Source organism: Mucilaginibacter sp. A5337 (genome assembly GCF_059690695.1).
In genome coordinates, this window is the sequence record NZ_JCAWEC010000013.1 from 16,811 (window position 1) to 40,583 (window position 23,773).

A 23,773-nucleotide genomic window follows, 5' to 3' on the forward strand; every position below is an offset into this window, starting at 1 on the left:
ATATAAACTTACCGGGAATTGTACAATCCCGGTAAGTTTATTAAGGTGGATTTTAATTAATGATAACCCGGATTTTGTTTCAATTGCGGTGTGCCGCCTTTGGCGCTTAGGTCAATCTCTACCAGCGGTATCGGGAAATATTCGCTTTTCCCTTTAATGAATTTACCGCCTTTTACATCATTGGTTAACGTACTTTGATATGCTATGTAAGCATTAAGCTCGGTATCGGCAATGCCCCAGCGTACAAGGTCAAAAAAGCGGTGCCCTTCCATTGCGAGCTCAATTTTACGCTCAAAATAGATGGCTTTAAGCGCAAAATCCTTGCTGGCAAATGCACCGCCGGGATATGGGCTCACTTTGTAGTTAGCAGCAGCCTGAGTGGTGAACCCAGCCGTTGGGTCATCATTGTCTTTGTATTTATGTACAAAACCTTCGGGATTAGCTGCGCGGTTACGCACCATGTTTACATAACTTTCGGCTTTATCCAGGCTCCCAACCTGTGCTTCAACCTCAGCGGCCATTAACAGTACATCGGCATAACGAATAATGTTGTAATTGATGCCTGAACCCGGGGCCCATGAGGTGTTATCGCCGTTTACATCCTGTTCGGCCTGGCCATAAACATTTTTGATAGGCGAATAAGGGCCACCATACTGCTGATCGCGGATCCAGTCGGCTCCGGGGTGTAAGCCCCAGTCAAGATAAGGGATCCCGCGGCGACCGGCAGTCCAGTCAAGGCGTGGATCAATAGTACCTGCATCCGGAGTATAATCGTCTGCCGATGCCAGGCCCATATCTGTTTTTATAGCATGGCTGTTATAATCGTCAAGATATGGTAAGCCCGTAGTTGGATTGGTGCGGAAATGATTTACGAGGTCAATTGAGGGCTGGTAAAAGCCGCAGCAACTAAACGGACTGCTATTGCCATACGGAAAGTTAAGCATATCGCCGTTATTTGCCTGTGAAGGGCCGTTGGGGTCTGTATTGGCTGCCGCCTGTACCGCGAAAACAGATTCGGCGCTGTTATTGGTAGCCGTTCTGAAATTGTCGTTGAATTTAGCGTTAAGGGCGTACTTTTTACCATCTGAAGTTACACCCTGCGCAATAACGGCATCAAATACAACCTTTGCTTCAGCATATTTATGCTCGTACAGGTAAGTTTTACCCAAGTATGCACCTGCGGCCCATTTATTGGCACGGCCAACTTCGGGTTGGGTATTAGGCAGATTGTCGTAAGCATATTTAAAATCGGCCTCAATTTTTGGCCAGATATCCGTATTGTTAGGCTGATTGACATCGGTAGTTGTTTCATCCAGATAAGGTACATTATTGAACATCTTTTTTAGATCGAAGTAATAATGCGCCCTTAAAAACCGGGCCTGTGCCAGTATATTGGTTTTGTTTGAGGCTGATATGGAAGTAACCTTATTGGTTATTTTGATGGTGTTGTTTGTGCGCGATACACCCTCATAATCGGCCCGCCATTTACTGTCAAAAAAGCCATTGCTGGCATCGGCGTTGTATTTCATCATCGGTTCTATCGGTTGCTGATCGCCGGCGATACTGCCCTTAGATGCATCACCGCCTACTACACCGCCGTATACCCAGTTATCCGGCGAGGCTTCCCATGCGCCGCCGCCGCCTACCGAGGCGTCGCCGCCCTGCTGGCCATCCAACACTGCATAAGCACCTACAAGCAGTTCATTAGCTCCTGATTCTGTTTCGAGAAATTGAGGTTCGAGGGCGCCGTTAATAGGCTTATCGAGATATGATTTTTTACATGCGCCAAGCGATAGGATGCTTAAAAGCGCTATGGAAATAAGTTTTTTAGCTTTCATTGTAATCCGTTTAAATATTGCTGTTATAATGAAAAATTAACTCCGAATATGAAGGTGCGGGGGCTGGCGTAGCTACCCTCGTCAATACCAAAATCTTTGGTGTTGCCGCTTAGTTCGGGATCAACACCGCTGTAACCAGTTAATGTAAACAGGTTGGTTGCCGATACATAGATCCTTAACTTTTGGATCCCTGCCTTTTTAAGGCCTGCAAGGTTAAAAGTGTAGCCAACCTGCGCGTTACGCATACGTACATAGGTGCCGTTTTCAACAAAATATGAGTTTGGTGTAGCGCCGCTGCTGGTTGATGCGTCAAGTTCCTGGATAGGGGCCTTCGCATTTTGATGAGTTGGCGTCCATGAATCATTAAGCGCGGTATAGCTTTTTGCTGTACCGAATGAAGCATAGAAATCCCGCCAGTATTTAACGCTGTTCCATAGTTTATTGCCGAATGAGCCGTAAAGGAATACGCTGGCATCAAAGTTTTTATAGTTTACACCCAGGTTTAAACCGGCAGTAACTTTCGGGTTTGGATTGCCGATAAAAGTACGGTCGGCATCGGTAATGACACCATCACCGTTCACGTCTTTATACCTGAAACGGCCAACCTTTACATCCGATTGGTAGTAAGCATTCGGGTCGCCGGTGCGGGTTTGTACAGCTTTGTCGGCTGCATCAATTTCGGCTTGTGAGTTCCAGAAACCTACGATCTGGTAGCCATAAAACTCGCCTAAAGAATGACCTACCTGGCTGCGGGTGATCGGGTTATCAAACCTGCTTGTTGCTGAGCCGGGGAAGTAATCCCTGTCATCAGATACTTTTAATACTTTGTTATTATAAGTGGTTAAAGTACCGGTTGCATTAAAGCTCAGGTCGCTGCTGGCCCTGAAGTTGCCGGTAACAGAAAGGTCAAGACCATCGGTTTTCATTTTACCAACGTTTTGCGCCGGGAAAGCACCGTTACCTGCAGTACCTAACTGGGTAGCGTTAAATAACAGGTCCTTAATGTCTTTGCGATAGTAATCGGCAGTTACGGCTATTTTGCCGCCAAATAAGGTTGCATCAAAGCCAAAGTTGGAGTTAATATCCTTTTCCCAAAGCGCATGAGGGTTGGCAGTTTGATCCTGGTAGAAGCCAGGTGTTAGGTTAAGTGAACCATCGATAGGATAATACGACTGGCCAATATCATTGCTGAACGTAACGTAAGCGTCTTTACTGCCCATATTGATCTGGTTACCCATAATGCCCCAGCCGCCTCTTAGCTTCAGGTCGGTAAGCCAGGTGATATTTTTCATGAAGTTTTCCTGCGAGATACGCCAGCCTGCGCTGAATGCAGGGAAATAACCGTAACGTTGGTCAACCGGGAATTTTGATGAACCATCGCGACGGATAGTGGCGTTAAACAGGTAGCGGTCGTTATAAGTATAATCTAAACGGGCAAACTCCGAAAATAACGAGTTGTTAGATTTTCCGCTGTAGGTGTTTTTATTGGTGGTACCGGTAGACAGGTTTACATAATTGGGATCAAAAGTGTAAAATCCCTGGATGCTGCCACCTACATACCGGTCATGATCTTCAACCGCCTCTGTACCTACCACTATGTTAACATTGTGTTTGCCAAATGCTTTTTGATAGCTAAGGGTGTTGGTCCAGTTATAAGTATAGCTGTTGTCCGATCCTTCGCTATAAGTATTTGTTGAAGAGTTTTCAACGTTTTCATATGTAGGGAACGAAAACGAATGGTTGTTGCTGTTAATGATATCGCCGCCAAAGCTGGTGCGTAAAGTAAGGCCGGGAATAATGTCGGCTTCGGCAAATACGTTACCAAGCAAACGATAGCTTGTTGACTGGTTGTTTTTTGTACGCTCCTGTATGGCAACCGGGTTATTGGCATCACCGAGGCCCGTACCGTAACTGCCTGCATAGTTACCTTTAATGTCGTAAACCGGAATGATTGGTTGCTCGCGCAGGGCATGTGCAATAACGCCATCCGGGTCATTGGTGCTAACCTGCGAATGTGATGTTCCATCATTTACCTGGGGCTGCCTGGTTATAGAATAAGCCAGGTTTTCGCCCACTCTGATGTGTTTAGTTACATTGTAGGTGGTGTTTGAGCGAAGCGTGTATCGTTTAAGATAAGTATCAATTAGTGTACCTTGCTGGTTAAAATAATTTAACGAGAATAAATAGCTGGCGTTATCGGTACTGCCGCTCAATGATATATTGTGGCTGTTCATCGGGGCCGATTTAAACAACTCATGATACCAGTCGGTACCGGCTTTGTTGGCCCTTGTTATCCTGTAAAAATTGCCAAGGTCTGTCGCTGAGGTATAATTGGGGTTTACATAGTATTTTGATGGATCGACAGATGGGTCGCCTTCTTTAGCACCTGCCGGGGTAATGTAATCGGGCAGTGTAAAAGTCGAGCCTGTACCGGTTGGGTTGTACAAGGCATCTTTAATACTGTTATCGCCCGAATTTTTCTTGGCGGTAAGTTTCAGATCGGCCATTTGTTGCGGCGTTATGGTATTCCAGACATTGCCGCCTTTGGGTCTTTGCGTACCGTAGTAGGCGTCGTATTGGATGTTTACCTTGCCTTTACCCCTTTTTGTAGTGATGATGATAACGCCGTTTGCAGCCCTTGCACCATATATTGATGCCGAACTCGCATCCTTTAACACCTGGAAGGTCTCAACATCGTTAGGGTTCAGCGTGCTTACATCATATGTTTCCACGCCGTCAACTACGTATAGGGGAGTATTATTCCCGAAAGTATTAAAACCCCTGATGTGTACCTGTGGCTCTTCGCCGGGCTGGCCCGATCCGGTAACGGTAACGCCCGATGCCTGGCCTTGCAATTGCGAGTTTACGGACGACGAAGCCTGTTTGTTAAGATCTTTAACGTTAACTACAGCAACAGCGCCGGTAAGGTCCTTCTTTTTTTGGGTGGTATAACCAACCACAACAACCTCGTTCAGCGCTTTCGACTCTTCAAGCAAGGTTACGTTGATGGTTGTTTGTCCGTTTACCGGCACGGCTTGTGCGGTAAAACCTAAAAAGCCGAATTCAAGCGTCCCTTTGCCGTCGGGCATAGTGAGGGTATATTTACCGTTGATGTCGGTAACTGTGCCTAAATTACTGCCCCTCAGCTTTACGCTTACCCCTGGTAAGGGCTGACCGCTAACATCTTTAACCACCCCCGTTACGGTTAAAGTAACAATTGGTTTTTCATCTGCGGGTTTTATAATGATGATATCATCAACCACCTGGAAGGTTAAAGGCTGTTTTTGCAGCACCTTCTGCATTACGGTTTCAATAGGCGCGTCCTGCACGTCCACATTTATTTTCTTGTCAACGTCAACCTGGTCAAGCCTGTAAAAAACAGTGTATTTACTGCTTTTTTCAATTTGCTTAAACATTTGCTTAACAGAAATATTGTTTACACTAAAGTTGTAAACGTTTTGTGAATAAGCGGCAGCGTGTATTTGCATAATGCCCGTTAAGAGCAGAACGGTTACCAGCTTCATAATTTTGATCGTTTTTTGCCACGGGCCGGCGGCCAGAGCGGACTTTCTGTAAAAATTAATCATAAATTTGTTTGTTAATCAGTTAATACGATGCTTCCCCAAGCGTAGGGTATTAGCTTTGATTGCTTTAGCCCGGGCGTGTTGGTAGCACATCCGGGTTTTTTATGTAAAAGAGAATGTTAGTTTTTAATCATAGTTTCCTTTTTGTTTTAGTTAGATGATTCATTATTGTTGGTTTTAGTTATGTTGATTACATTTCCGTTTTTAAGGTAACTTATGGGGGTATTCCCTTTTATAATTGCCAGCACCTTCTCAATATCAGATACATTTTTGAAGCTTCCTGAATAACGGATGTTACCAATCTCGTTGTCGGTAATTATGATGATTACGTTATATCTGCGCTGCAATACTTTTGCTATTTCACTGAGGGTAGTGCCATCAAATACCAGCAGGTTTTCTTTCCAGCCGTCATAACGGTCAAGTTTTGCTGAGTCGATCTCTGATACCTGGATCTCGTTCAGGCTTTTCGGTTCGGGAGCAGTATAGCTATAGTTTTCCTTTTTAGGGTGATAGTAGATCCTGAGCACCTGCCGTGGCTTTACATAAATACGGCTCATTTCATGCGCATTGTTATCTACATTCCCTTCAACCGATACCTCCCCTTTTACCACAGTAGTTTCAAAAAACGGGTCGGAAGCATATGCTTTCAGGTTAAACTTTGTGCCGATATCCCTGATAGTATAGTTTTTTGTATTAACAATAAAAGGGACCTCCTTTTTGCCGGGGGCGATATCAAAAAAGGCTTCGCCTTCCAGGTAAACGGTGCGGGTTGTTTTGCCAAAATCGGCGGTATAATTAAGCTTGCTTCCCGCGTTAAGCCAAACTTGCGTACCATCGCTCAAAACAATTTTTTTAATGGCACCGGGGTTAGCGGCAATCTGCCTTACACTTTCTACATTTTTTGAGTACCTGTTATATAAGGTAACAGTAACTGCCGCCAGCAAAGCAATAGCGGCAGCCGCTTTGCCCCAGGTGATCAGCCTTGCATAGCGTAACGGTTGTTTTGGCTCTATCTCAGCCGAAAGCTTATTATAGGCATTCTCTTTATTTACAACCGCTGGCTGCAGGTAAAGCATATTATGCCAGGTTTCATACAATTGTGCAAAATACTGCTCGTTTTCGGGGTGCGCACTTATCCACTGTTTAACCTGCTCAAGCTCCTGTGCGGTAGCTTCGCCTGTTATATATTTTACCAACAGTAGTTTTACTTCTTCGTTATCCATTTGTAATATTATCGTTAAGACAATCGAAAAAACGGATACCCTCAAAGCCGTGTGAAATATTTTTCAATTTTATATTTACCGTAAATTATCGCGCTCCGTTATATTCCATTAATTATCTTTATGGTTATGAGATGGATCCGGCTGCTCCTTTTATTTGTTCCTTCCCTGCTGCTTTGTAATTTTTCACATGCGCAGGTTTCGCTTGGTCGTGTGGCTTTGACCGGGCTTACAATTATTGATGCCAATCACCGGATGTCCCTCGCTGGGCAAACGGTAATTATCGACAGTGCTGTTATCCGGGAAGTTTTTAAGGACGGAACCAGGGCTATCCCGGCTTCTTATCATATCCTTTCGTTAAAGGGAAAATACCTGCTCCCGGGTTTGATTGATACCCATGTACACTTTGCTACAGACCCATCGGGTACGGATAATCGTGTCCACACCCTCAGTGTACTGCAACAGATGCTGTATAGCGGTATTACAACAGTGAGGGACATGGCCGGCGACGCACGCACACTTGCCGGCTTATCGCGTGATGCACTTACCGGGGATATTGTGTCGCCTTATATATATTATTCTGCATTGATGGCCGGGCCAACTTTTTTTAGCGACCCGAGGACGGGAACCTCTACCAAAGGGGCTATTGCCGGTAAAATGCCTTATATGCTGGCTGTTACAGATAGTACAAATATGCCTTTGGCCGTTGCCGCAGCAAAAGGCACCGGTGCCGCCGGAATAAAATTGTACGCTGATTTATCTCCGGGACTGGCTGCTAAGATCATAAGTGAAGCAACCAGGCAGGGAATGATTGTATGGGGGCATGCCTGGCTGCAGATGGCCAAACCCTCCGATCTGGTGAAGGCAGGCATAGGCTCAATTTCGCATGCGCCCTTACTGATACATGAAAAATTTGATAAAATTCCGGACCTGTGGAAAAAACAACGACACACCGAGGAATTTTGGGATGATGCTGTACCTCAGATGACCGATTTGTTTAACCTGATGAAACAGAATGGCACTATGCTGGATGCAACGTTGCTTACCTATAAAAAATGGGCTGAAACAGACACTGCCATGCGGTACAATTATGAAATAGGAAAACGAATAACAGCCAATGCTTATAAAGCCGGAGTGGAGATATGTGCCGGTACCGATGATGACCAGGAGGAATTTGTGCAGAATGAAATAAAATTACTGGTAAGCGATGCCGGTTTCACCCCGATAGATGCCATTATATCAGCTACATTAAATGGCGCAAAGGCATTGCACATCGACAGCACAAAGGGGACTATATTGCCCGGTAAAGCAGCCGACCTTTTGGTACTGAACAAAAACCCCCTCGAGGATATTGGTAACCTTACGTCTGTATATATGGTTTTTAAGGGTGGCCTTTTATTCAAAAAGTAACAGCTTTATATTCTTTTCCAGGTTTTATTGCAGCTTAAGTGATTGTTTTAACGGTGCGATTTATTCGGCTTTTCTTTGAAATGCTCCCTTCATATTACGCGTAACCTTTTTTTTACAGAATGTTTGGGGTTAGCTTTTTATTATTTCCATATTAAATTTGATACGGAGCTAAAAATTTTGTAACTTGTTAAAGTTTTTTAAAAAGTATTCGGATTAATTAAAGGCAGGATTAATGATCCAGGAAAACAAACTACCTATAACCTCATTTATACAGGGTGATGCGAAAGCGTTCGAAACCCTGTTCAGGCTATACTATACCCGTTTAACTTTGTTTTCCAACCGATTTGTAAATGATTTAACCATTGCCGAAGAAATTACAGCTGATGTGTTTACCCACCTGTGGGAGCGCGGGCATGAAGTTAACTTTTGTGCGTCGGTAAGTTCCTATCTTTTTAAAATGGTGCAGAACCGGAGCCTCAATTACCTCAAGCGCCAGAAAATAGAAAACCTTTACGTTAATTACCTCGAAAAAAACAACTTGTTTGATGAGCTGCGTAATACGCTTGAAAATGGTCTTGAAGAAAAGGAACTTGCCCTGCAGATAGAAGCAGCCATTGCCACCCTCCCGGAAAAATGCCGCGAGATTTTTGTACTAAGCCGTTTCAGCGATATGAAATATCGCGAAATTGCCGTGCAGTTAAATATCTCCCCCAAAACCGTGGAGCGCCAGATGAGCATCGCCCTTGAAAAATTACGCCAGGTGTTGAAGCACGTGACGTATATGTTTTTTTAGAGTAGTGGTTAACGTCCCCCCCTTACGCGTCATTGCGAGGAACGAAGCAACCGCGAATAGTACAGAGAGAACTGCATAGCCGCTTGACTTGCGCTCGTTTTTAACGAGTGCTTAACATGGTTTGGCGTTTGTAACGCCATTTCCCGGCGCTAACGTTACAAACGTAAGCCCATGTTAAGCACTAATCACAGATGAGCGCAAGATGTTTCAATAAGTGTAAGTTGCGATTTTATAAAACCATGTCATTGCGAGGAGCGGGACTGGGAGTAAGCCAAGGGGCGACGTGGCAATCGCATGCTATACAGGACCGCCATGCTTCCGTGCGATTGCTTCGTGCCTCGCAATGACATAAAAGAAGAAAGCTATCGCTAAACTTCAACCAGTAATCACTTAATTCAAAAACACCTCATCCAAAAACACCCAACCCGGTTTGCCTTTGGCCGGATGCCATGCCGGGACACTTTTAAGCGGCTGGGCAACCAATTTTATACAGGACACCTGTTGTGCAGATCTTAACTTACATTCCAGCGGCATCAGTGCAAACGGATCGGCCTGGTTTGGTGTGCCTGTTTTGACGGTGCTTAGCAGCTTCAGATGATTTTGATCAGCCCCTCCCCAAATCTCAACCCCGGCGGGTAAAAAGATTTGCGAGCCTATATTGCGCATCACATTAAGGCTAACCGAATGCAGATCAATTGGTTTATTGAACCACATGATAACCGACAGATCTTTTTGTGATGCGATCCATTTGCCGTTACCGAAATTGCCGCCACCTAATTCTTTATCGATGATTGTTTTTGCACCGTCGCCTTTGTATTTATTATCCGGATATGTAATAAAGCTGATGCTGTCGGGCGTGTAGGCGCATTTGTAAACATTAAACTGTACGGTATCGCTGCCCAGCCAGCCGGCTTTAAATGCCCTTGCTTTAATCACAGTGCTTTGGGTAAATACAATACCCGGTTTAAACGAAGTTGCTTTGATGCTGTCGGGGGCCGAACCATCGGTGGTATATCGGATATCAGCCCCTTTGATAGGATTGCTAAGTTGCAAGGCATAGCTCTGATTAAATATAACCGAAGTGTTCTTTAACTGCGGACTGGTAAGCTTCATTACTTTACCATCATCCTTAAAGCCGGTTAACAGGTTAAGCTTCGGGTTTTGTTTTTGAAGTGATTGCAGATCGGCAGGGTTCAGGCCACTGCCCCAAACCGCAAGTTCATTGAGGCTTTTTATACCGATGAGTTGTTTTAAATCGGCTACGTTGAGCTTAACCCCCGCCAGTGAAACGCTTTTGAGATATTTTAAACCTGCTAATTCTTTTAATCCTTTCCCGGTAACATCGCTGAAGTTGAGGTTTAGCCTGCGCAGGTTTTCAAATTTGGCAATGGTTTTTAGGTCGGCATCCTTTACAGGCATCTTGTTCAGATCCAATGAAACGACTTGTTTCCTGATAGCGCTTAATTCGTCAAGTACCTTAACATTATAGGTGCTTTTATTGTAGATATTAACCGCGAGCGCCGGCGACTCATTAGCCAGCGGATACACCGCACGGTAATTATTATTTAGCTTTTGGATATCCTTTTCATTAGCAGCCGAAAAATCATAAACCTCTTCCGCACTTTCTGCTGGTTTTAGATGGGTGGCGGCTATCATCCGCAATGAATCGTTGGCAGGCAGGTCTGTCACTTTTTTGTTGAAACCGGCTTTGCTTTTTATCCACAGGTAAAGTAGCATTTTTTCATCATCGGTAAGCTGGGTTTTACCGGTTGGGGGCATGTGCTTCTTTTCGGTTTCGGGCAAGTGTACGCGTTGCAGCAACAGGCTCATGGCCGGGTCACCGGCTACGAATAGCTTGCCGTTTTTGCCGCCTTTCATTATTGCTGCCGAATCAGTAAGCATCAATCCGCCCTTCATTTTATCGGCATTGTGACAGCTCTGGCATTTTACCTCAAATATAGGCCGGATCACATCATTATAGACCAGCGCCTGGTCTATCGGCAAAGCATTTTTGCTTTGATCCATCACCGGGCCCAAAACAAAATCCTGTCCGTGTGTAAGGTTGCCGCCAAGATGCCCGGCAATAATTAGACAGAAAACGGTTATTATGGCTCCGGCCTTAGCCAGTCTTACGGTATATTTTGAAGTATGGCGGATGAGATATACTCCGTAACCGGCAAAGGCCACACTTACGCCAAACCATTTGTGCCATTGTAAAGTATCGCCTTCATAACCTGGTTCCCTCGACAGGAACAAGCCCATGATCACCGTTATTGACGAGAGCAAAGCACCCAGCAGCAGCAGGTAGCTTGTGAAAGTTTGATACAGCTTTTCGTTAACAAATTCCTCCCGGTAACGAAAAAATTCCATCACCATGGCCAGCATCAGTATCACGATGGGGAAATGCAGGATGAGCGGGTGCATACGGCCAACAGGTTGCAGCCAGCGGGGCACAACCAGGCTGTTGCCAGCTATCAACAGCACTAAAATAAAAATATTAAGGGCAAATAATGTCCCTTCCGCAAAACCTTTGTGGCTGCTTTTCATATACGCCGGGCTGTGAGTTATTAATTAAACCCTTGTGAATTTATAAGGATATACTTTGCCCGATGCCCATTGCGCTACGTACAAATTCTCATCGTTATCCACACACACATCATGCGGGTTCAGGAAAATCTTTTCGGCCTGGGCCATAGGTTGCAGTACGCCATCGGTGTATACAGGCTCGGTGCCACCGAGGTTTGATACTACTTTATTGTTCTTATCCAATATGGTGGTGAAGCCGGTGTTTTCTTTGCTTAAATCTGGAGAGCGAAGTACGGCGGCATACAAATGATCGCCTTTTATTACCGGGCGGCAAACACATGCGCCGGGCAGCTTGATCACCTCCTGCAATTTGCCATCCATGCTGAAACGTTTAAAACAATTGCGGGTACGGTCGGTAACTAATAATGTTGGTGTACTGTAACGCCTGTCAATCACGATGCCATGGGCATTATCCAGGTGCTCATCACCCTCGCCCTTGCCGCCGAAGAAACCTTTCAGTTTGCCATCCTTATCATAATGGGTGACATATTGGGCACCGTAACCATCAGCAATAAAAATATCACCATTGCTGTCGATGGTAGTTTCGGTTGGCACAAACTCTTCAGCTTTTTTGTAAACGCCGGTTTCCAGCGGCACATCAATGGTCATTAAAATGCGGCCATCCAATGTGGTTTTGTACACCTGGTGTTTTACAGTATCGGTTATGAACAATACTTCTGTACCGTTTTCATTAAACAGGGTTAGGCCATGTGCGCCAGGGAATTCATGTCCCCAGGTGCTTAGCAGCTTGCCCGATTTATTATAGATGAGCACATTGTTTTTAGTCTCATTTGTGAGCAGTAAAATGCGGCCTTTCGAGTCCTGCACCATCTCGTGGCAATCGTTCACCGGGTTTTTCTGCGAATCGGCCTTGCTCCAGTTTTTATCCATGCGATAGTGCATATTGCCATGGCCATAAATTGGTCCGTCGTCTTTGGCTAACATGTCTTTAGCTATAAAAAAGCCTGCTGATAAAACTGAAGTGTGCTTGATAAATTCTCTTCTTTCCATACCGTTGATTTTTATGATTGCGTTGATTTCGCTGATATTATTTCTTTTGATTGCACCGATTGCTGGGTGATTTCACCGATTACACGGATTTTTCTTGATTCCTTGTCTATCATGTCATTGCGAGGCGCGAAGCAATCGCGAACTTTACAGGGCGGATCTATTTAGCCGCTCTTTCTCTTGGGGGCTGCTTCGTGTCTTAATAATGACTTGATTGTAAGTTATTGATTGTCAAATATGCTTTTCATTAATTTAATAATTTGTGCGTTGCCTGCGGCCCGGGCTATCCACTGCAAGTCCTCGCTTTGCCCGCACACAGTCCTACGCGCGCTGTGGGCTTTCCGCTGCTATCCCTAACGCGGCCCCCCACGCAAGCCGCTGTATATACACGTCATTATGATCTCTTCCGGGATGTCCCTGGTGGTTCCTCGCAATGACGAGAGTTTTATTTTTTTAAGCCATCTCCCTTTAGGGGAGGGTTTGGGTGGGGCTTACGCTATTATCCCCTTCACCACATTGCCGGCAACATCCGTTAACCTGTACCTGCGGCCCTGACTTTTATAAGTTAGTTTTTTATGGTCGATGCCTAATTGATTTAAAATGGTTGCATGAAAATCATGCACATGTACCGGATCTTTTACAATGTTATAGCCAAATTCATCGGTTTCGCCGTAAACTATGCCGGGTTTGATGCCGCCGCCGGCCATCCAGATACTGAAACAGCGCGGATGATGATCGCGGCCGTAATTGGCTTTTTCCAATTTACCCTGGCTGTAATTGGTGCGACCGAACTCCCCACCCCAGATCACCAGCGTTTCATCCAGCAGGCCGCGTTGTTTGAGGTCGGTAACCAATGCTGCCGATGCCTGGTCGACATCTTTGGCTTGCCCGGCCATTTCCTGGGGCAGGTTGCTGTGCTGGTCCCAGCCCTGGTGATAGAGCTGTACAAAACGCACCCCGTTTTCTGAAAGCTTGCGGGCCAACAAACAGTTGGCCGCATACGTACCGGGAATAAGGCATTCCGGCCCGTACATTTTCACAATATCGTCCGACTCTTTGCTTACGTCCATAATTTCGGGTACGGCGGTTTGCATGCGGTAAGCCATTTCATACTGCTGCACTTTGGTGTTTATTTCCGGGTCGCCAAACTCTTTGTAGTTCATGTCGTTAAGCTCGGCCAGTTTATCCAGCATCTTGCGGCGCTCGTGGCGGTTCAAGCCTTCGGGATCATTTAAGTACAGGATCGGGTCTTCTCCGCTGCTGAACTGTACGCCCTGGTGAATGGAATCCAGGAAACCATTGCTCCATAGTTTGGAATAAACACCCTGTCCGTTTCCTTTACCTTTAGAGAGCAATACGGTAAAGGCAGGCAGGTTCTTGTTCTCGCTTCCGAGGCCATAGCTTACCCACGAACCCATGCTTGGGCGGTTGCCCTGCTGTGCCCCGGTTTGGAAAAAAGTGAGTGCCGGATCGTGGTTAATGGCATCGGTGTTGAGCGATTTAATAATGCAGATATCATCGGCTATTTTGCCAATGTGCGGGAACATGTCGCTGATCCAGGCGCGCGACTCGCCATATTGCTTAAAATCATAAAATGAACCCACCAGCGGGAAGGAGGCCTGTTTGGCCGTCATGCCGGTAAGGATCTGGTTGCCGCGGACAGATGCCGGGAGCTCCTGCCCCATCATTTCACGCAGCTTGGGTTTGTAGTCAAACGATTCCAGTTGTGAGGGTGCCCCATCCTGAAACAGGTAGATCACCCGTTTGGCTTTAGGCGCAAAGTTAGGTATGCCGGGAATAAAATCCGCCTCGGCCTCATCGCCCTTGCCACTAAAAAGATCGGGAATGAGCAGTGAACCCAACGCTACGCTGCCAATGCCCAAGCTGAGCCTTGAAAGAAACCTGCGCCGGTTGATGTTAAGCCTGTTTTCTAAAAAATCTTTTTCCATGTGCTCAGGTTTTTGTTATTGCTTCTTCCAAATTATACATGGTATCAACCACTTTCATCATGGCTGCCAGTGTTACTTTATCCAAATTGGTGGGTACCGGGTATTCACCTACAGTTAGCAGTTTTTCGGCATCGGCCTTTTTCATGCTTTTTAACTCATCAGCATAGTATGAAGTTAAAATAGCCAGTTCTTTTTGCTGCGGATGCCGGCACAGGATCAGCCGGAATGCTTTGGTGATCTTTTCTGTCGATGTGCTTTTATCCTGTAATAGTTTTGCTGCCAAAACCCTTGCACTTTCCAATACGGTCGGGTCGTTGAGCATTACTAAGGCCTGCAATGGCGTATTGGTGCGCAGGCGTTTTACCTCGCACTGGTCACGGTTGCTGGCGTCAAAAATGCCTAGCGATGCCGGTGGAACCGTGCGTTTGATCAGTGTATACATGCCCCTGCGGTATAAATTAGGGCCGTGCACCTGTTTATAATTGGCTAAAATACCTCGTCCTGATGTCGCATTTTCCCAAAGGCCCGGCGGCTGGTAAGGGTTAACACTTGGACCGCCGATGGTTGGGTTAAGCAATCCGCTGCTGGCCAGTACCAGGTCACGTACAAACTCTGCAGGTAAACGTCCGCGCGGCCCGCGGGCTAATAAGGTATTATCAGGATCTTCTTTTAGTTTTTCGGGTGTTACTGCGGCAGATTGTCTGTACGTAGCGGTCATTACTATCTGCTTCACCAGCCGTTTAATGTTCCAACCATGATCACGAAAATCGACGGCAAGCCAATCCAGCAGTTCGGGGTGCGATGGCAGATCGCCCTGCATACCGAAATCGCCGGAGCTTTTTACGATGCCCTTGCCAAAAAACTCCTGCCACATCTGGTTTACAAATACGCGCGCGGTGAGCGGGTTGTTTTTGTTGAACAGCCATTCGGCCAAACCTAAACGATTTTTAGGATAGTTATTAGTGAATGGTAATATCGATTTTGGTGTACCGGCCTGCACTTCATCGCCATGAGCATCATAATTGCCGCGTTTTAGGATATAAGTAGGCCGCACCTTGTCACTATCGGTCATGATAGATACGATGAGCTTGTCGGTATCGCGCTTGTTTACAAACGTTAAAATCTTTTTAACATCCTCATTGCTGATCTGCATCATAGGGTTTTTGGCATAGGTTTCGGGCCCGCCAACGGTTGATTGAAGCCCTACTTCCTTCACATTGTTAAAAAAGGCATAAACCTGGTAGTATTCCTTCTGCGAAAAAGGATCGTATTTATGATCATGGCAATGGGCACATTCCAATGTAACACCTAACATAGCCTTGCCGAAGGTATTGGTACGGTCGGTTACGTAACTTACCCGGTACTCCTCGTCAATTACGCCGCCCTCTTCTGTTATTTTATGGTTACGGTTAAAGCCCGTGGCCAGTAGTTGTTCTTTGGTGGCATTGGGCAATTGATCGCCGGCGAGTTGCCAGGTGATAAATTTATCGTATGGCAGGTTTTCATTATAGGCGTGGATTACCCAGTCGCGCCATGGCCACTGCGTGCGGTAGTTATCATCCTGATAACCGTGCGAATCTGCATAGCGGGCAACATCCAGCCAGTGCAGCGCCATTTTTTCGCCGTATTGAGGGGTTGCCATCAGCTTATCTACCATTTTTTCGTAGGCGTTGGCGCTTTTATCGGCCGAAAACTCGTCCATTAATGCTATGGATGGCGGCAGACCGGTCAAATCGAGCGAAATGCGTTTTAACAGGCGTTCTTTATCGGCTTCGGGATTGGGCTCCAGGTTTGCCTGCTCCATTTTTTGCAGCACAAAATTATCGATAGCGTTTTTAGGCCATGCCGTGTTTTTAACCTGCGGAACAGGGTAATTTCGCGGGGCAACGAAAGCCCAGTGTTTTTCATATTTGGCACCCTGTTTTATCCATTTGTGAATGAGCTCAACCTCATAAGGCGATAACCTTTTCAGGTTTGAGGATGCCGGGGGCATTTGTTCGGTAGTATCTTTAGTGGAGATGCGTCGATAAACCTCAGATTGCATCGGTTCGCCGGGAACAAGGGCATGTGACGACGGATTATCCTTTAAGGCTTTATAGGCGCTTTCGGCAATATCCAGTCGTAAGTCTGCTTCGCGATGGGAGGCATCGGGGCCATGACATTTAAAACATTTGTCTGAAAGTATAGGCCGGATATTAAAGTTGTAACTGATGGTATCGGGCACCTGTTCGTCGGCCGCCCCACCAGATGAATGGCAGGAATAAAACGTGTACAACATGCAGATGGCAAGTGTAAGCCACACATAATACAACTTCCGTAACATGGGTTTATAATTGGTTAAACAGAGATTAAAGTTAGATAATTTACATTACAATTTGCAAATACATATTTGTGCTCCAAATTGATTTAGCGGGGGCAATATAGCATGAAAAATCATATGTTCATACATTTTGTACAAATGTTTTAACATGTTGGTTTTGAATTGGGATTTCACAGGCTTTTTACCGACAAAAATCCTTAAAGAAGAATAGTATCGGGATGTTCAAAAAAACTTAACCTTTAGTTGAAATATTCGTAGAAGTTTTAATGAGCATGGCGGTTTGCTTTACTTTAGATAACTAACAGGCAGAAAAAATCAACCAAACCGAAATCTATATGAAACTTAAATTAAAATTAAAGCTTGCACTGCTATTGATTTTGATAGGTGCAACCGGTTTGGGTTTTTATTTTCATCAGCGTTATGCGCTGAAAGAGCGGCATATCCTTGTGCCAGAAAAAAGATATAAGGATGAAGTTCTGAGAATTGGTATTATTGGGGATAGCTGGGCTATGGGTATGACCATTGATACGATTATTAAAAATGAGTTTTTGAAACATGGCATCAGGGCCGAGGTTACGTCGTTCGGTCAGCCCGAAGCAAAAACCAAACAGATCTACGATAATTTGTACGCCGACCCGGGCCAACCTTACTCCAGTTACAATATATTACACCATAACCTGGATTACTGCATTATTTTGGCCGGTACCAGCGATGCCGAGGGCGCGATGGGGGCCAGGTTTTACGCTTACTATTGTTCGCTTATTATCAGCGATCTGGCCCGAAGCCATATCGAGCCCGTTTTTGTGACCATGCCTGAGTTTGGTTTTAAAGAAGAGACCGACAGCCTTGGTATTTTAAAAAAGATGCGTAATGAACTTGCGTCATTGCTTATTGATAATGGCAGCACCCATAGCCTTGATGAATACCGTAAACAGGCCAATGAAATGCTGAAAGATACACGTCTGAAAGATTCGGCTATTGTAGTACCTTTTAACCTTGTGTGTGACGATTACCAAAAGCATAAAATATTGTACCGTAATTCCGGCCACCTTTCAACCTTGGGAAAGCAAAAGCTGGGACGTTTAATCGCAGAGTATATTCTCAATAAGTATAATCTTAATAAAGAAAAGGCAACCGAAAAGCAGCAACCTAATACCAATATGGTTGAAACGGAACGCGCAAAGAAAACTAAAAGGGCTTGAACATTAGGGTTAAGCAGCTATCTTTTCCAGCTTTTTGATATCCCGGTAAACGATATATAGCGGCATGATCCCGAAAATGCCGAAGCAGCAATCAATAAGTCTCCAATAAACAGGGATGCCGCGGATGGGCCCAGCTATAAAGGCCAGCGGAAATACCATTACACAAGCAATCATACCAAACTCAATTATCCAAATGTTTTTAACCGGGTCTTTCAGCGGGCCAACAAATGCCATTGCGATAACCAGGTGACCGAAAGCCAGCCAGTCGGTTCCGTAGGCCAGGTAAGGATAGTTTTGATTGGTAATTTTTACGGCGTGATAAACATTGGTTATCCATTCCTGCATAAAGCCCGGAAATACAGACGTGTGGTCGGCAAGCCAGGCCAATTCGGTTTCAATAGGAAATGCGGTTACACCACTTAATACCAGCCCTATGATAAATACAATTACCCAGGTTTTTATTTTTTTGCGAAGTTCAGGTTCGGTTTTCATAACTGTGGCAAGGTAAGGAATTTATGGGTTGTGAGTGTCTCGCAAAGGTGTTAAGACGCAAAGAAATTGCATTTTTGACTCGCGCTCGTTTGCAAGGAGCATGTAACCTGGGTTTGCGTTTGTAACGCAAAGGCGATGCAATCGCCAATCCATATTAAGCGCTCGTTGCAAACGAGCGCAAGGTTAAAAGGCGCTAAATTCCCCTCTTGAGAGCAGGGCTGTTGCATTCTAATGTTTAGTCGCAAGTTCAAGCGTCTTTCGCTTGAATTATGGCTCCGGTAAGCGTCCACGCTTACCTTTTTGATGTTGTTACGCGAGCGTGGACGCCCTACCGTGCGATTTTTAAAGCACATTGATTAAGAACGCAACAGCCCTGCTCTCAAGAGGGCGCGCGGTGGGAAAGAGCGGTAGCAGGGGTGTGTTATGCGATTGGATTGAAGCAGAACACACCCCTCCGCCCCTCTCAAGAGGGGAATCGCACAACCCATGCTTAAAAAACTCGCGTTCATTGCAAACGAGTTAAATTATTCCCCCTTTAGGGGGTTAGGGGGCACAATATTTCCTGATAAAATTATCGGCTTTATCACTACCTATGTTGCGGATAAAAGTCCAATCGCGGCAGGCGCCTTCTTTATCGCCCTGCTTAAATTTTTCACTGGCCTGGCTTAGTACATCGTTTATAAAATCGTCATCATAGCCAAGTTGTTTTTTGAGGTTGATGATGATGGCCTCTTTGGTGGTATCAGCCTTGCCTTGGTATTTGTTGCTGTAATAGTTGGTAACTGCATTCTCCAGTTCCTGCTGGGCTTTGTAACTGGCTATGGCGCTTTGCATATCGCGGATATTGGCAGGGCCGCAACGCGCCGGATCAGGATCAAAGCGGATAGGCTGAACAATGTTGGTTTTAAGGTTATACCCTGCCGGGACCGTCCATTGGCCCGAGGTAAGTTTAATAACCCGCAACGCCTCGTCGTCAAGGTCAATGCCAGGGCCATCCTGCGCTTTGGCATCGTGTACAGTGCCATCTTTAGCTATCATAAACGAAACATTGATGATGCCCGAAATACAGTTTTGCCGCGAGTATTCAGGATAGATGATCTTAGCCTTCAGGAAATCATTTAACGCTTGTGTGCCACCTTTAAATGCAGGCTGCTGGGCAAATGAATGTCCTGTCGTGATAATGATCAATGCGATATGGATGTACAACGCTTTAAGCATAGTATAAATATCGATAATAAATTGGGGATTATGTTTGGGAATTTTATTGGGGGACATCCTATAGGCGTTCGGAAGAAATTAAAAGTGTGGGATTGTGCGATTCCCTCCCCTGGGAGGGTGTAGGGAGGGGTTTCGCCTGCAGACTTATCTGCTTTAATGACGCATAAACCCCTCCCTGCCAATGCACATCCCCACCTCACCCCTCCCAAGGGAGGGAATTATAAAATTGTCCAATAACGGCTTAGAGCAACTAATTCACCGCATCCGGAAATTTCAATATCAATCCCGGATCGGGGATATTCTTTTGCCAGGTTTCTTTTTCAGAAAACTTACTTACGCCGGGATAGTCGCCTTGCCTGCCTTCCATATCAAACATCAGCTGGAAATGCAGGTGCGGCGGCCATTGGCCGTTTTCATCGGCATTGCCAAAAGTTGCTATTTGCTGGTTCTTAGAAACCGGCATGCCGGCTGATAAGCCCTCCAGGCTTTTACGGCTTAAATGCCCGTACAGGCTGTAAAGGGGTAGCCCATCAAGGTCATGCTGTAAAACAATCGTCGGGCCGTAGTCGCCAATGTTGTTGTTATCCTGGAAGCTGTGTACAATGCCATCGAGCGGAGCGTATACAGGCGTTCCGGCATCGCTCCAGATATCAACACCCAGGTGTAAGCGGCGGGGCTCGTCATCAGTATCAAAATGGCTGCTGAAGGCATAGATGGTGCGGTGCTCCATATAGCCGCCAATACCGTAACGGCAATTATTATCATGCAGTTTATCGCTAACCAGCTGACTAAACAGCCAGGGTTTGTTAATAACCTCTGCCGTCAGCTCTTTGTTGGCGGCAGTAAGGTCAAAATGATAAAGGCGGTCATGATCTGCATCAAAATCAACCACTTTGCCAATAGCTTCAGGGTGATTGTTGATGTAATCAGCAATCAGCGTGTGCCGGTCCATTAAAAAGCTGTTAGTTTTCTTCGGTATCCGGTTGGCGCTCTTCTTTGCTGATCTTATCGAAGATCTTGTCCATGCGTTCAACGTATTCGCTGGTATCGTCAACAAAAAACTCCAGTTGCGGGATGATCCTTACCTGGTCTTTAATGCGCGCGCCCAATTTATACCTGATCTCTGAAGCGTGCGATTTGATGGTATGCAAAGCGGTTTGCACGTTAGGATTGCCTAAAAAGCTTAAAAATATACGGGCTATGGCCAAATCGGGTGTTACGCGTACCTTGGTTATGGTTACCAGGGTATTAGGTAAATAATTCATGCCCTCGCGCTGAAAAATGGCTGCAAGGTCTTCCTGTATTACTCCGGCAAATTTTTGCTGACGTTTTGATTCCATTGGTTATTAGTTAACGCCGATAAGGCAGATGAGTATTTAATGCTTAATGCAAAAGCCTAAGTTATTGTTTTAGGCTTTTATTAACAATCACGGCAGGGTGTTAATTACATACGTCCTGCGGGATCTCTTTGGTTATTTTTACTACTTTTTTTACAACAAGGGTGCTGTCATATTCCGACCCCATCCCCGCCTTGCCCGATTTTGATTTGATGCCTTCAACCTCTACATAAACGGGCTCGTAAGGTTTTTCGAAGTTGAGCTGCGAGTACTGCAACTCAAGCTGGGCCGAACTATCTACCGCCCAAAACTCCTGGCCGCTATCGCAATCTTTAAATGATTTTATTTCGGGGCCCGCACTATACAAGCCTTTGTAAAGCGTCACCTCATCCTTTTTATGGGTATCATTATTACATGCATAAACAGCAGTAACAACAAGCAGTAAAATAAAAATTTTGATATACCTCATACCCATTTAACAAATTTACAAATCCTGTTTGATTTCATCCAATCCTTTAATACTTAAACGGGCACTGATGCCGGCCGCAATTACCGAAATACCTCCAACAGTTAACAGCACCAGGCCAAAATCCTTAAATTTAAGATCGATAGGGTAAGCATCCAGTACCGTCATTTTAGCCCCCATTTTTATCCAGCCGTAATGTTGCTGCAGCAGGCAAAAAATGGTGCCGAGCACCATACCGATAATACAGCCAACGGCAGTGATCATCATTCCCTCAAAAAAGAAGATCCCCTGAATCATGTTTTTGTTGGCACCCAATCCGCTTAAAATGGCTATATCCTTACGTTTGTCGATAACCAGCATGGTTAACGAGCCAATGATATTAAATATTGCAATAATAAGCACAAAGGTAAGGATCATATAAACCGCCCAACTTTCGTAATTGAGCGTTTTGTAAAGCTCACTGTTTTGTTCCTTGCGGTTTTTCACAGTAAAATCCTTTCCTATTTTATCCTGAATGTCATTTTGTACGGCATCGATATTGGTGCCGCGTTTAAAATTGAGCTGCAGTGAAGATACGTTCACCGGCTGATCAAGCAGATCGCGGGCAAACTCAATTGGGGTTACAGTTATATCATCAAACTCCTGCTGTATGGCAAACACCCCCGACGGATTGATACTACGAACAACAAATTCGTTTAAGGGGTTGGCCGAGTTTTCCGCATCGCGCCGCGGCGAAAAAACCTGTATTGGCGAAAGCTGATCATGTACGTTAATGCCCAAAGTGCGTTGTATTGTAGAGCCAATCACCGCAAAATTTTGATCGCCGCTTTTAAGCGTGAACGAGCCTATGGCTATAGTACTATCAAGCTGGCTGTTTTTCAAAAAATCATCGCTCACACCCATTACCGTGCCTAAAAAGGGATTGTCGCCATATTTGATTAGGGCTTTTTCCTGAAGTACCTCGGTAAAAGAAAACACACGGGCATCTTTATGCAGGGAAGCAAAGTAAGGTGTGTTGGGATTAAAAGTTTTGCCCAGTTTGGCTTCTATCTTTATTTCGGGCGTAAAATTGCTGTATAACGACAGGATAACCTTTTCAAAGCCATTGAACACCGACAATATGATTAGTAAAGCCGCGCTGCCAATAAGCACCCCCAGCATAGAAATGCCCGAAATGATATTGATAGCATGCATTTTTTTACCCGAAAACAGGTAACGCTTTGCTATGTAAATGGACGTGTTCAATTGTGTTGGGGGTTATGCGTTCAGGTTTTATTTATGCTTTGATAAAACGTTGCTAAGGCTTTAACTAAGTTAAAAACGGATTGTTTTGTTTTTCGTAACCGATGGTTGTTTCGGGGCCGTGGCCGGGATAAACGGTAACATCATCGGGCAGGGTAAACAGTTTGGTTTTGATATTATCGATCAGCTGGGTAAAGTTACCACCCGGTAAATCCGTACGACCGATACTATTTCTGAACAGTACATCTCCCCCTATCAGGATTTTTGCCTCTTTATCATAAAAACACAAATGTGCAGGCGAATGTCCCGGCGCAAAGATCAAATGCAGGGTGGTGTTGCCAAAATGGATGGTACCTGTTTCGGGCAAAAATTCATCGGGCATCGGCGACACATCATAACGGAAACCCATAGATGGCGCGTAGGCTACAACTGCAGCCAATACTTCCGACTCACCTATGTGGAAACGGGGCTTAAGGCCGTATTGATCAAACACAAATTTATTGCCCAGCACATGATCGATATGGCAATGAGTGTTAAGCAGCATAACAGGCTTCAGGTTATTGTTTTTGATAAAGCTAACAACCGTGTTTTGCTCGGGCGCGGTATACATACCGGGGTCAATGATCGCGCATTCGCCGGTTTCATCGTACAAAATATAAGTGTTTTCCTGGTAAGGGTTATTTACAAATGATATAACTTTTGCCATGCGGTAAAAGTACGGAATAAATTGATTGGGTGTTGGGGATCGAGAATTGAAGATTAAACGAGCGTCATTGCGAGGAACCATCAGGGAAATCCTGAAAAAATCGTGATGACGTAAAAAATATATTCCAGCGATACTGTGCGGGGGCCGCGTTAGTGATAGTAGCGGATACCGTCCGTTAGCCAACGGATAATGGCTGTGCAGTATGAGCGGATAGCACGGGCCGCAGGCAACGCCCATATTCACCAAACTGATAAAAAAACACACTTAATAATCAATAACATACAATCACGTCATTATAAGCGTAGCGTGGCAATCCCCCCAATAAGCATTCCCGCCCTGTATAGTTCGCGATTGCTTCGTTCCTCGCAATGACGTTTTTTGTTTATGCTCCAATAAAGCTAA

Annotated in this window: 17 protein-coding genes; 3 read left to right on the forward strand and 14 right to left on the reverse strand. The window is 45.2% G+C overall.

From position 1 onward, the window contains the following. Positions 1 to 56: 56 nt before the first annotated feature. From AC59JO_RS27955 to AC59JO_RS27965, 3 genes are all read right to left on the reverse strand, one after another. The gene (locus AC59JO_RS27955; RefSeq protein WP_413670429.1) at positions 57 to 1,838 is read right to left on the reverse strand and encodes a RagB/SusD family nutrient uptake outer membrane protein; all 1,782 of its coding nucleotides are present in this window, start codon (positions 1,836 to 1,838) and stop codon (positions 57 to 59) included. A gap of 23 nt (positions 1,839 to 1,861) precedes the next feature. Further along, entirely contained in the window at positions 1,862 to 5,362 is a 3,501-nt protein-coding gene (locus tag AC59JO_RS27960; RefSeq protein WP_413670428.1) for a TonB-dependent receptor, read from the reverse strand. Positions 5,363 to 5,571: 209 nt separating this feature from the next. Next, positions 5,572 to 6,645, reverse strand: coding sequence for a FecR family protein (locus tag AC59JO_RS27965; protein ID WP_497309596.1), 1,074 nt, complete (start codon positions 6,643 to 6,645; stop codon positions 5,572 to 5,574). 126 nt (positions 6,646 to 6,771) lie between these two features. Here AC59JO_RS27965 and AC59JO_RS27970 point away from each other — a divergent pair, with 126 nt between their 5' ends. Continuing rightward, entirely contained in the window at positions 6,772 to 8,052 is a 1,281-nt protein-coding gene (locus tag AC59JO_RS27970; RefSeq protein WP_497309598.1) for an amidohydrolase family protein, read from the forward strand. Between the two features lie 232 nt (positions 8,053 to 8,284). Next, complete coding sequence (locus AC59JO_RS27975; RefSeq protein WP_497309600.1) at positions 8,285 to 8,845, forward strand: RNA polymerase sigma-70 factor; 561 nt, start codon at positions 8,285 to 8,287, stop codon at positions 8,843 to 8,845. A gap of 390 nt (positions 8,846 to 9,235) precedes the next feature. On the opposite strand, the gene AC59JO_RS27980 is transcribed toward AC59JO_RS27975, so the two are convergent. The 4 genes from AC59JO_RS27980 to AC59JO_RS27995 all read right to left on the reverse strand — a co-directional run bounded on the left by AC59JO_RS27980 (position 9,236) and on the right by AC59JO_RS27995 (position 16,711). Then, complete coding sequence (locus tag AC59JO_RS27980) at positions 9,236 to 11,392, reverse strand: c-type cytochrome domain-containing protein (protein ID WP_497309602.1); 2,157 nt, start codon at positions 11,390 to 11,392, stop codon at positions 9,236 to 9,238. Positions 11,393 to 11,416: 24 nt separating this feature from the next. Further along, complete coding sequence (locus AC59JO_RS27985) at positions 11,417 to 12,442, reverse strand: NHL repeat-containing protein (RefSeq protein ID WP_497309604.1); 1,026 nt, start codon at positions 12,440 to 12,442, stop codon at positions 11,417 to 11,419. Between the two features lie 488 nt (positions 12,443 to 12,930). Then, the gene (locus AC59JO_RS27990; RefSeq protein WP_091167486.1) at positions 12,931 to 14,388 is read right to left on the reverse strand and encodes a DUF1501 domain-containing protein; all 1,458 of its coding nucleotides are present in this window, start codon (positions 14,386 to 14,388) and stop codon (positions 12,931 to 12,933) included. 4 nt (positions 14,389 to 14,392) lie between these two features. Continuing rightward, positions 14,393 to 16,711: a PSD1 and planctomycete cytochrome C domain-containing protein gene (locus AC59JO_RS27995; protein ID WP_497309606.1), complete on the reverse strand. Its 2,319-nt coding sequence runs from the start codon at positions 16,709 to 16,711 to the stop codon at positions 14,393 to 14,395. 332 nt (positions 16,712 to 17,043) lie between these two features. Between AC59JO_RS27995 and AC59JO_RS28000 the strand changes: the two genes are divergently transcribed. Then, a complete protein-coding gene (locus AC59JO_RS28000) occupies positions 17,044 to 17,910 on the forward strand; it encodes an SGNH/GDSL hydrolase family protein (RefSeq protein ID WP_497309608.1) in 867 nt (288 codons plus the stop codon). Between the two features lie 9 nt (positions 17,911 to 17,919). Here AC59JO_RS28000 and AC59JO_RS28005 read toward each other — a convergent pair whose 3' ends face one another. The 7 genes from AC59JO_RS28005 to AC59JO_RS28035 form a co-directional block, all read right to left on the reverse strand. Then, a complete protein-coding gene (locus AC59JO_RS28005; RefSeq protein ID WP_497309610.1) occupies positions 17,920 to 18,402 on the reverse strand; it encodes a hypothetical protein in 483 nt (160 codons plus the stop codon). Between the two features lie 543 nt (positions 18,403 to 18,945). Beyond that, positions 18,946 to 19,620 carry a TonB family protein gene (locus AC59JO_RS28010; RefSeq protein ID WP_497309612.1) on the reverse strand — a complete coding sequence of 225 codons (675 nt, stop codon included), beginning with the start codon at positions 19,618 to 19,620 and terminating at the stop codon, positions 18,946 to 18,948. A 250-nt stretch (positions 19,621 to 19,870) separates the two neighbouring features. After that, the gene (locus AC59JO_RS28015) at positions 19,871 to 20,572 is read right to left on the reverse strand and encodes a peptidoglycan DD-metalloendopeptidase family protein (RefSeq protein ID WP_413670418.1); all 702 of its coding nucleotides are present in this window, start codon (positions 20,570 to 20,572) and stop codon (positions 19,871 to 19,873) included. 10 nt (positions 20,573 to 20,582) lie between these two features. Beyond that, positions 20,583 to 20,960: a 30S ribosome-binding factor RbfA gene (gene rbfA / locus AC59JO_RS28020; RefSeq protein WP_090532309.1), complete on the reverse strand. Its 378-nt coding sequence runs from the start codon at positions 20,958 to 20,960 to the stop codon at positions 20,583 to 20,585. 100 nt (positions 20,961 to 21,060) lie between these two features. Next, entirely contained in the window at positions 21,061 to 21,426 is a 366-nt protein-coding gene (locus AC59JO_RS28025; RefSeq protein ID WP_497309615.1) for a hypothetical protein, read from the reverse strand. A 15-nt stretch (positions 21,427 to 21,441) separates the two neighbouring features. Next, positions 21,442 to 22,668 carry an FtsX-like permease family protein gene (locus tag AC59JO_RS28030; RefSeq protein WP_497309617.1) on the reverse strand — a complete coding sequence of 409 codons (1,227 nt, stop codon included), beginning with the start codon at positions 22,666 to 22,668 and terminating at the stop codon, positions 21,442 to 21,444. Positions 22,669 to 22,732: 64 nt separating this feature from the next. Next, positions 22,733 to 23,371: an MBL fold metallo-hydrolase gene (locus tag AC59JO_RS28035; protein WP_497309619.1), complete on the reverse strand. Its 639-nt coding sequence runs from the start codon at positions 23,369 to 23,371 to the stop codon at positions 22,733 to 22,735. Between the last annotated feature and the right edge of the window lie 402 nt (positions 23,372 to 23,773).

Bases quoted from the DNA above. Each gene is read 5' to 3' on its own strand.
- AC59JO_RS27955 (WP_413670429.1), bottom strand. From the start codon at position 1,838: ATGAAAGCTAAAAAACTTATTTCCATAGCGCTTTTAAGCATCCTATCG.
- AC59JO_RS27960 (WP_413670428.1), bottom strand. From the start codon at position 5,362: ATGAAGCTGGTAACCGTTCTGCTCTTAACGGGCATTATGCAAATACAC.
- AC59JO_RS27965 (WP_497309596.1), bottom strand. From the start codon at position 6,645: ATGGATAACGAAGAAGTAAAACTACTGTTGGTAAAATATATAACAGGC.
- AC59JO_RS27970 (WP_497309598.1), top strand. From the start codon at position 6,772: ATGAGATGGATCCGGCTGCTCCTTTTATTTGTTCCTTCCCTGCTGCTT.
- AC59JO_RS27975 (WP_497309600.1), top strand. From the start codon at position 8,285: ATGATCCAGGAAAACAAACTACCTATAACCTCATTTATACAGGGTGAT.
- AC59JO_RS27980 (WP_497309602.1), bottom strand. From the start codon at position 11,392: ATGAAAAGCAGCCACAAAGGTTTTGCGGAAGGGACATTATTTGCCCTT.
- AC59JO_RS27985 (WP_497309604.1), bottom strand. From the start codon at position 12,442: ATGGAAAGAAGAGAATTTATCAAGCACACTTCAGTTTTATCAGCAGGC.
- AC59JO_RS27990 (WP_091167486.1), bottom strand. From the start codon at position 14,388: ATGGAAAAAGATTTTTTAGAAAACAGGCTTAACATCAACCGGCGCAGG.
- AC59JO_RS27995 (WP_497309606.1), bottom strand. From the start codon at position 16,711: ATGTTACGGAAGTTGTATTATGTGTGGCTTACACTTGCCATCTGCATG.
- AC59JO_RS28000 (WP_497309608.1), top strand. From the start codon at position 17,044: ATGAAACTTAAATTAAAATTAAAGCTTGCACTGCTATTGATTTTGATA.
- AC59JO_RS28005 (WP_497309610.1), bottom strand. From the start codon at position 18,402: ATGAAAACCGAACCTGAACTTCGCAAAAAAATAAAAACCTGGGTAATT.
- AC59JO_RS28010 (WP_497309612.1), bottom strand. From the start codon at position 19,620: ATGCTTAAAGCGTTGTACATCCATATCGCATTGATCATTATCACGACA.
- AC59JO_RS28015 (WP_413670418.1), bottom strand. From the start codon at position 20,572: ATGGACCGGCACACGCTGATTGCTGATTACATCAACAATCACCCTGAA.
- rbfA (WP_090532309.1), bottom strand. From the start codon at position 20,960: ATGGAATCAAAACGTCAGCAAAAATTTGCCGGAGTAATACAGGAAGAC.
- AC59JO_RS28025 (WP_497309615.1), bottom strand. From the start codon at position 21,426: ATGAGGTATATCAAAATTTTTATTTTACTGCTTGTTGTTACTGCTGTT.
- AC59JO_RS28035 (WP_497309619.1), bottom strand. From the start codon at position 23,371: ATGGCAAAAGTTATATCATTTGTAAATAACCCTTACCAGGAAAACACT.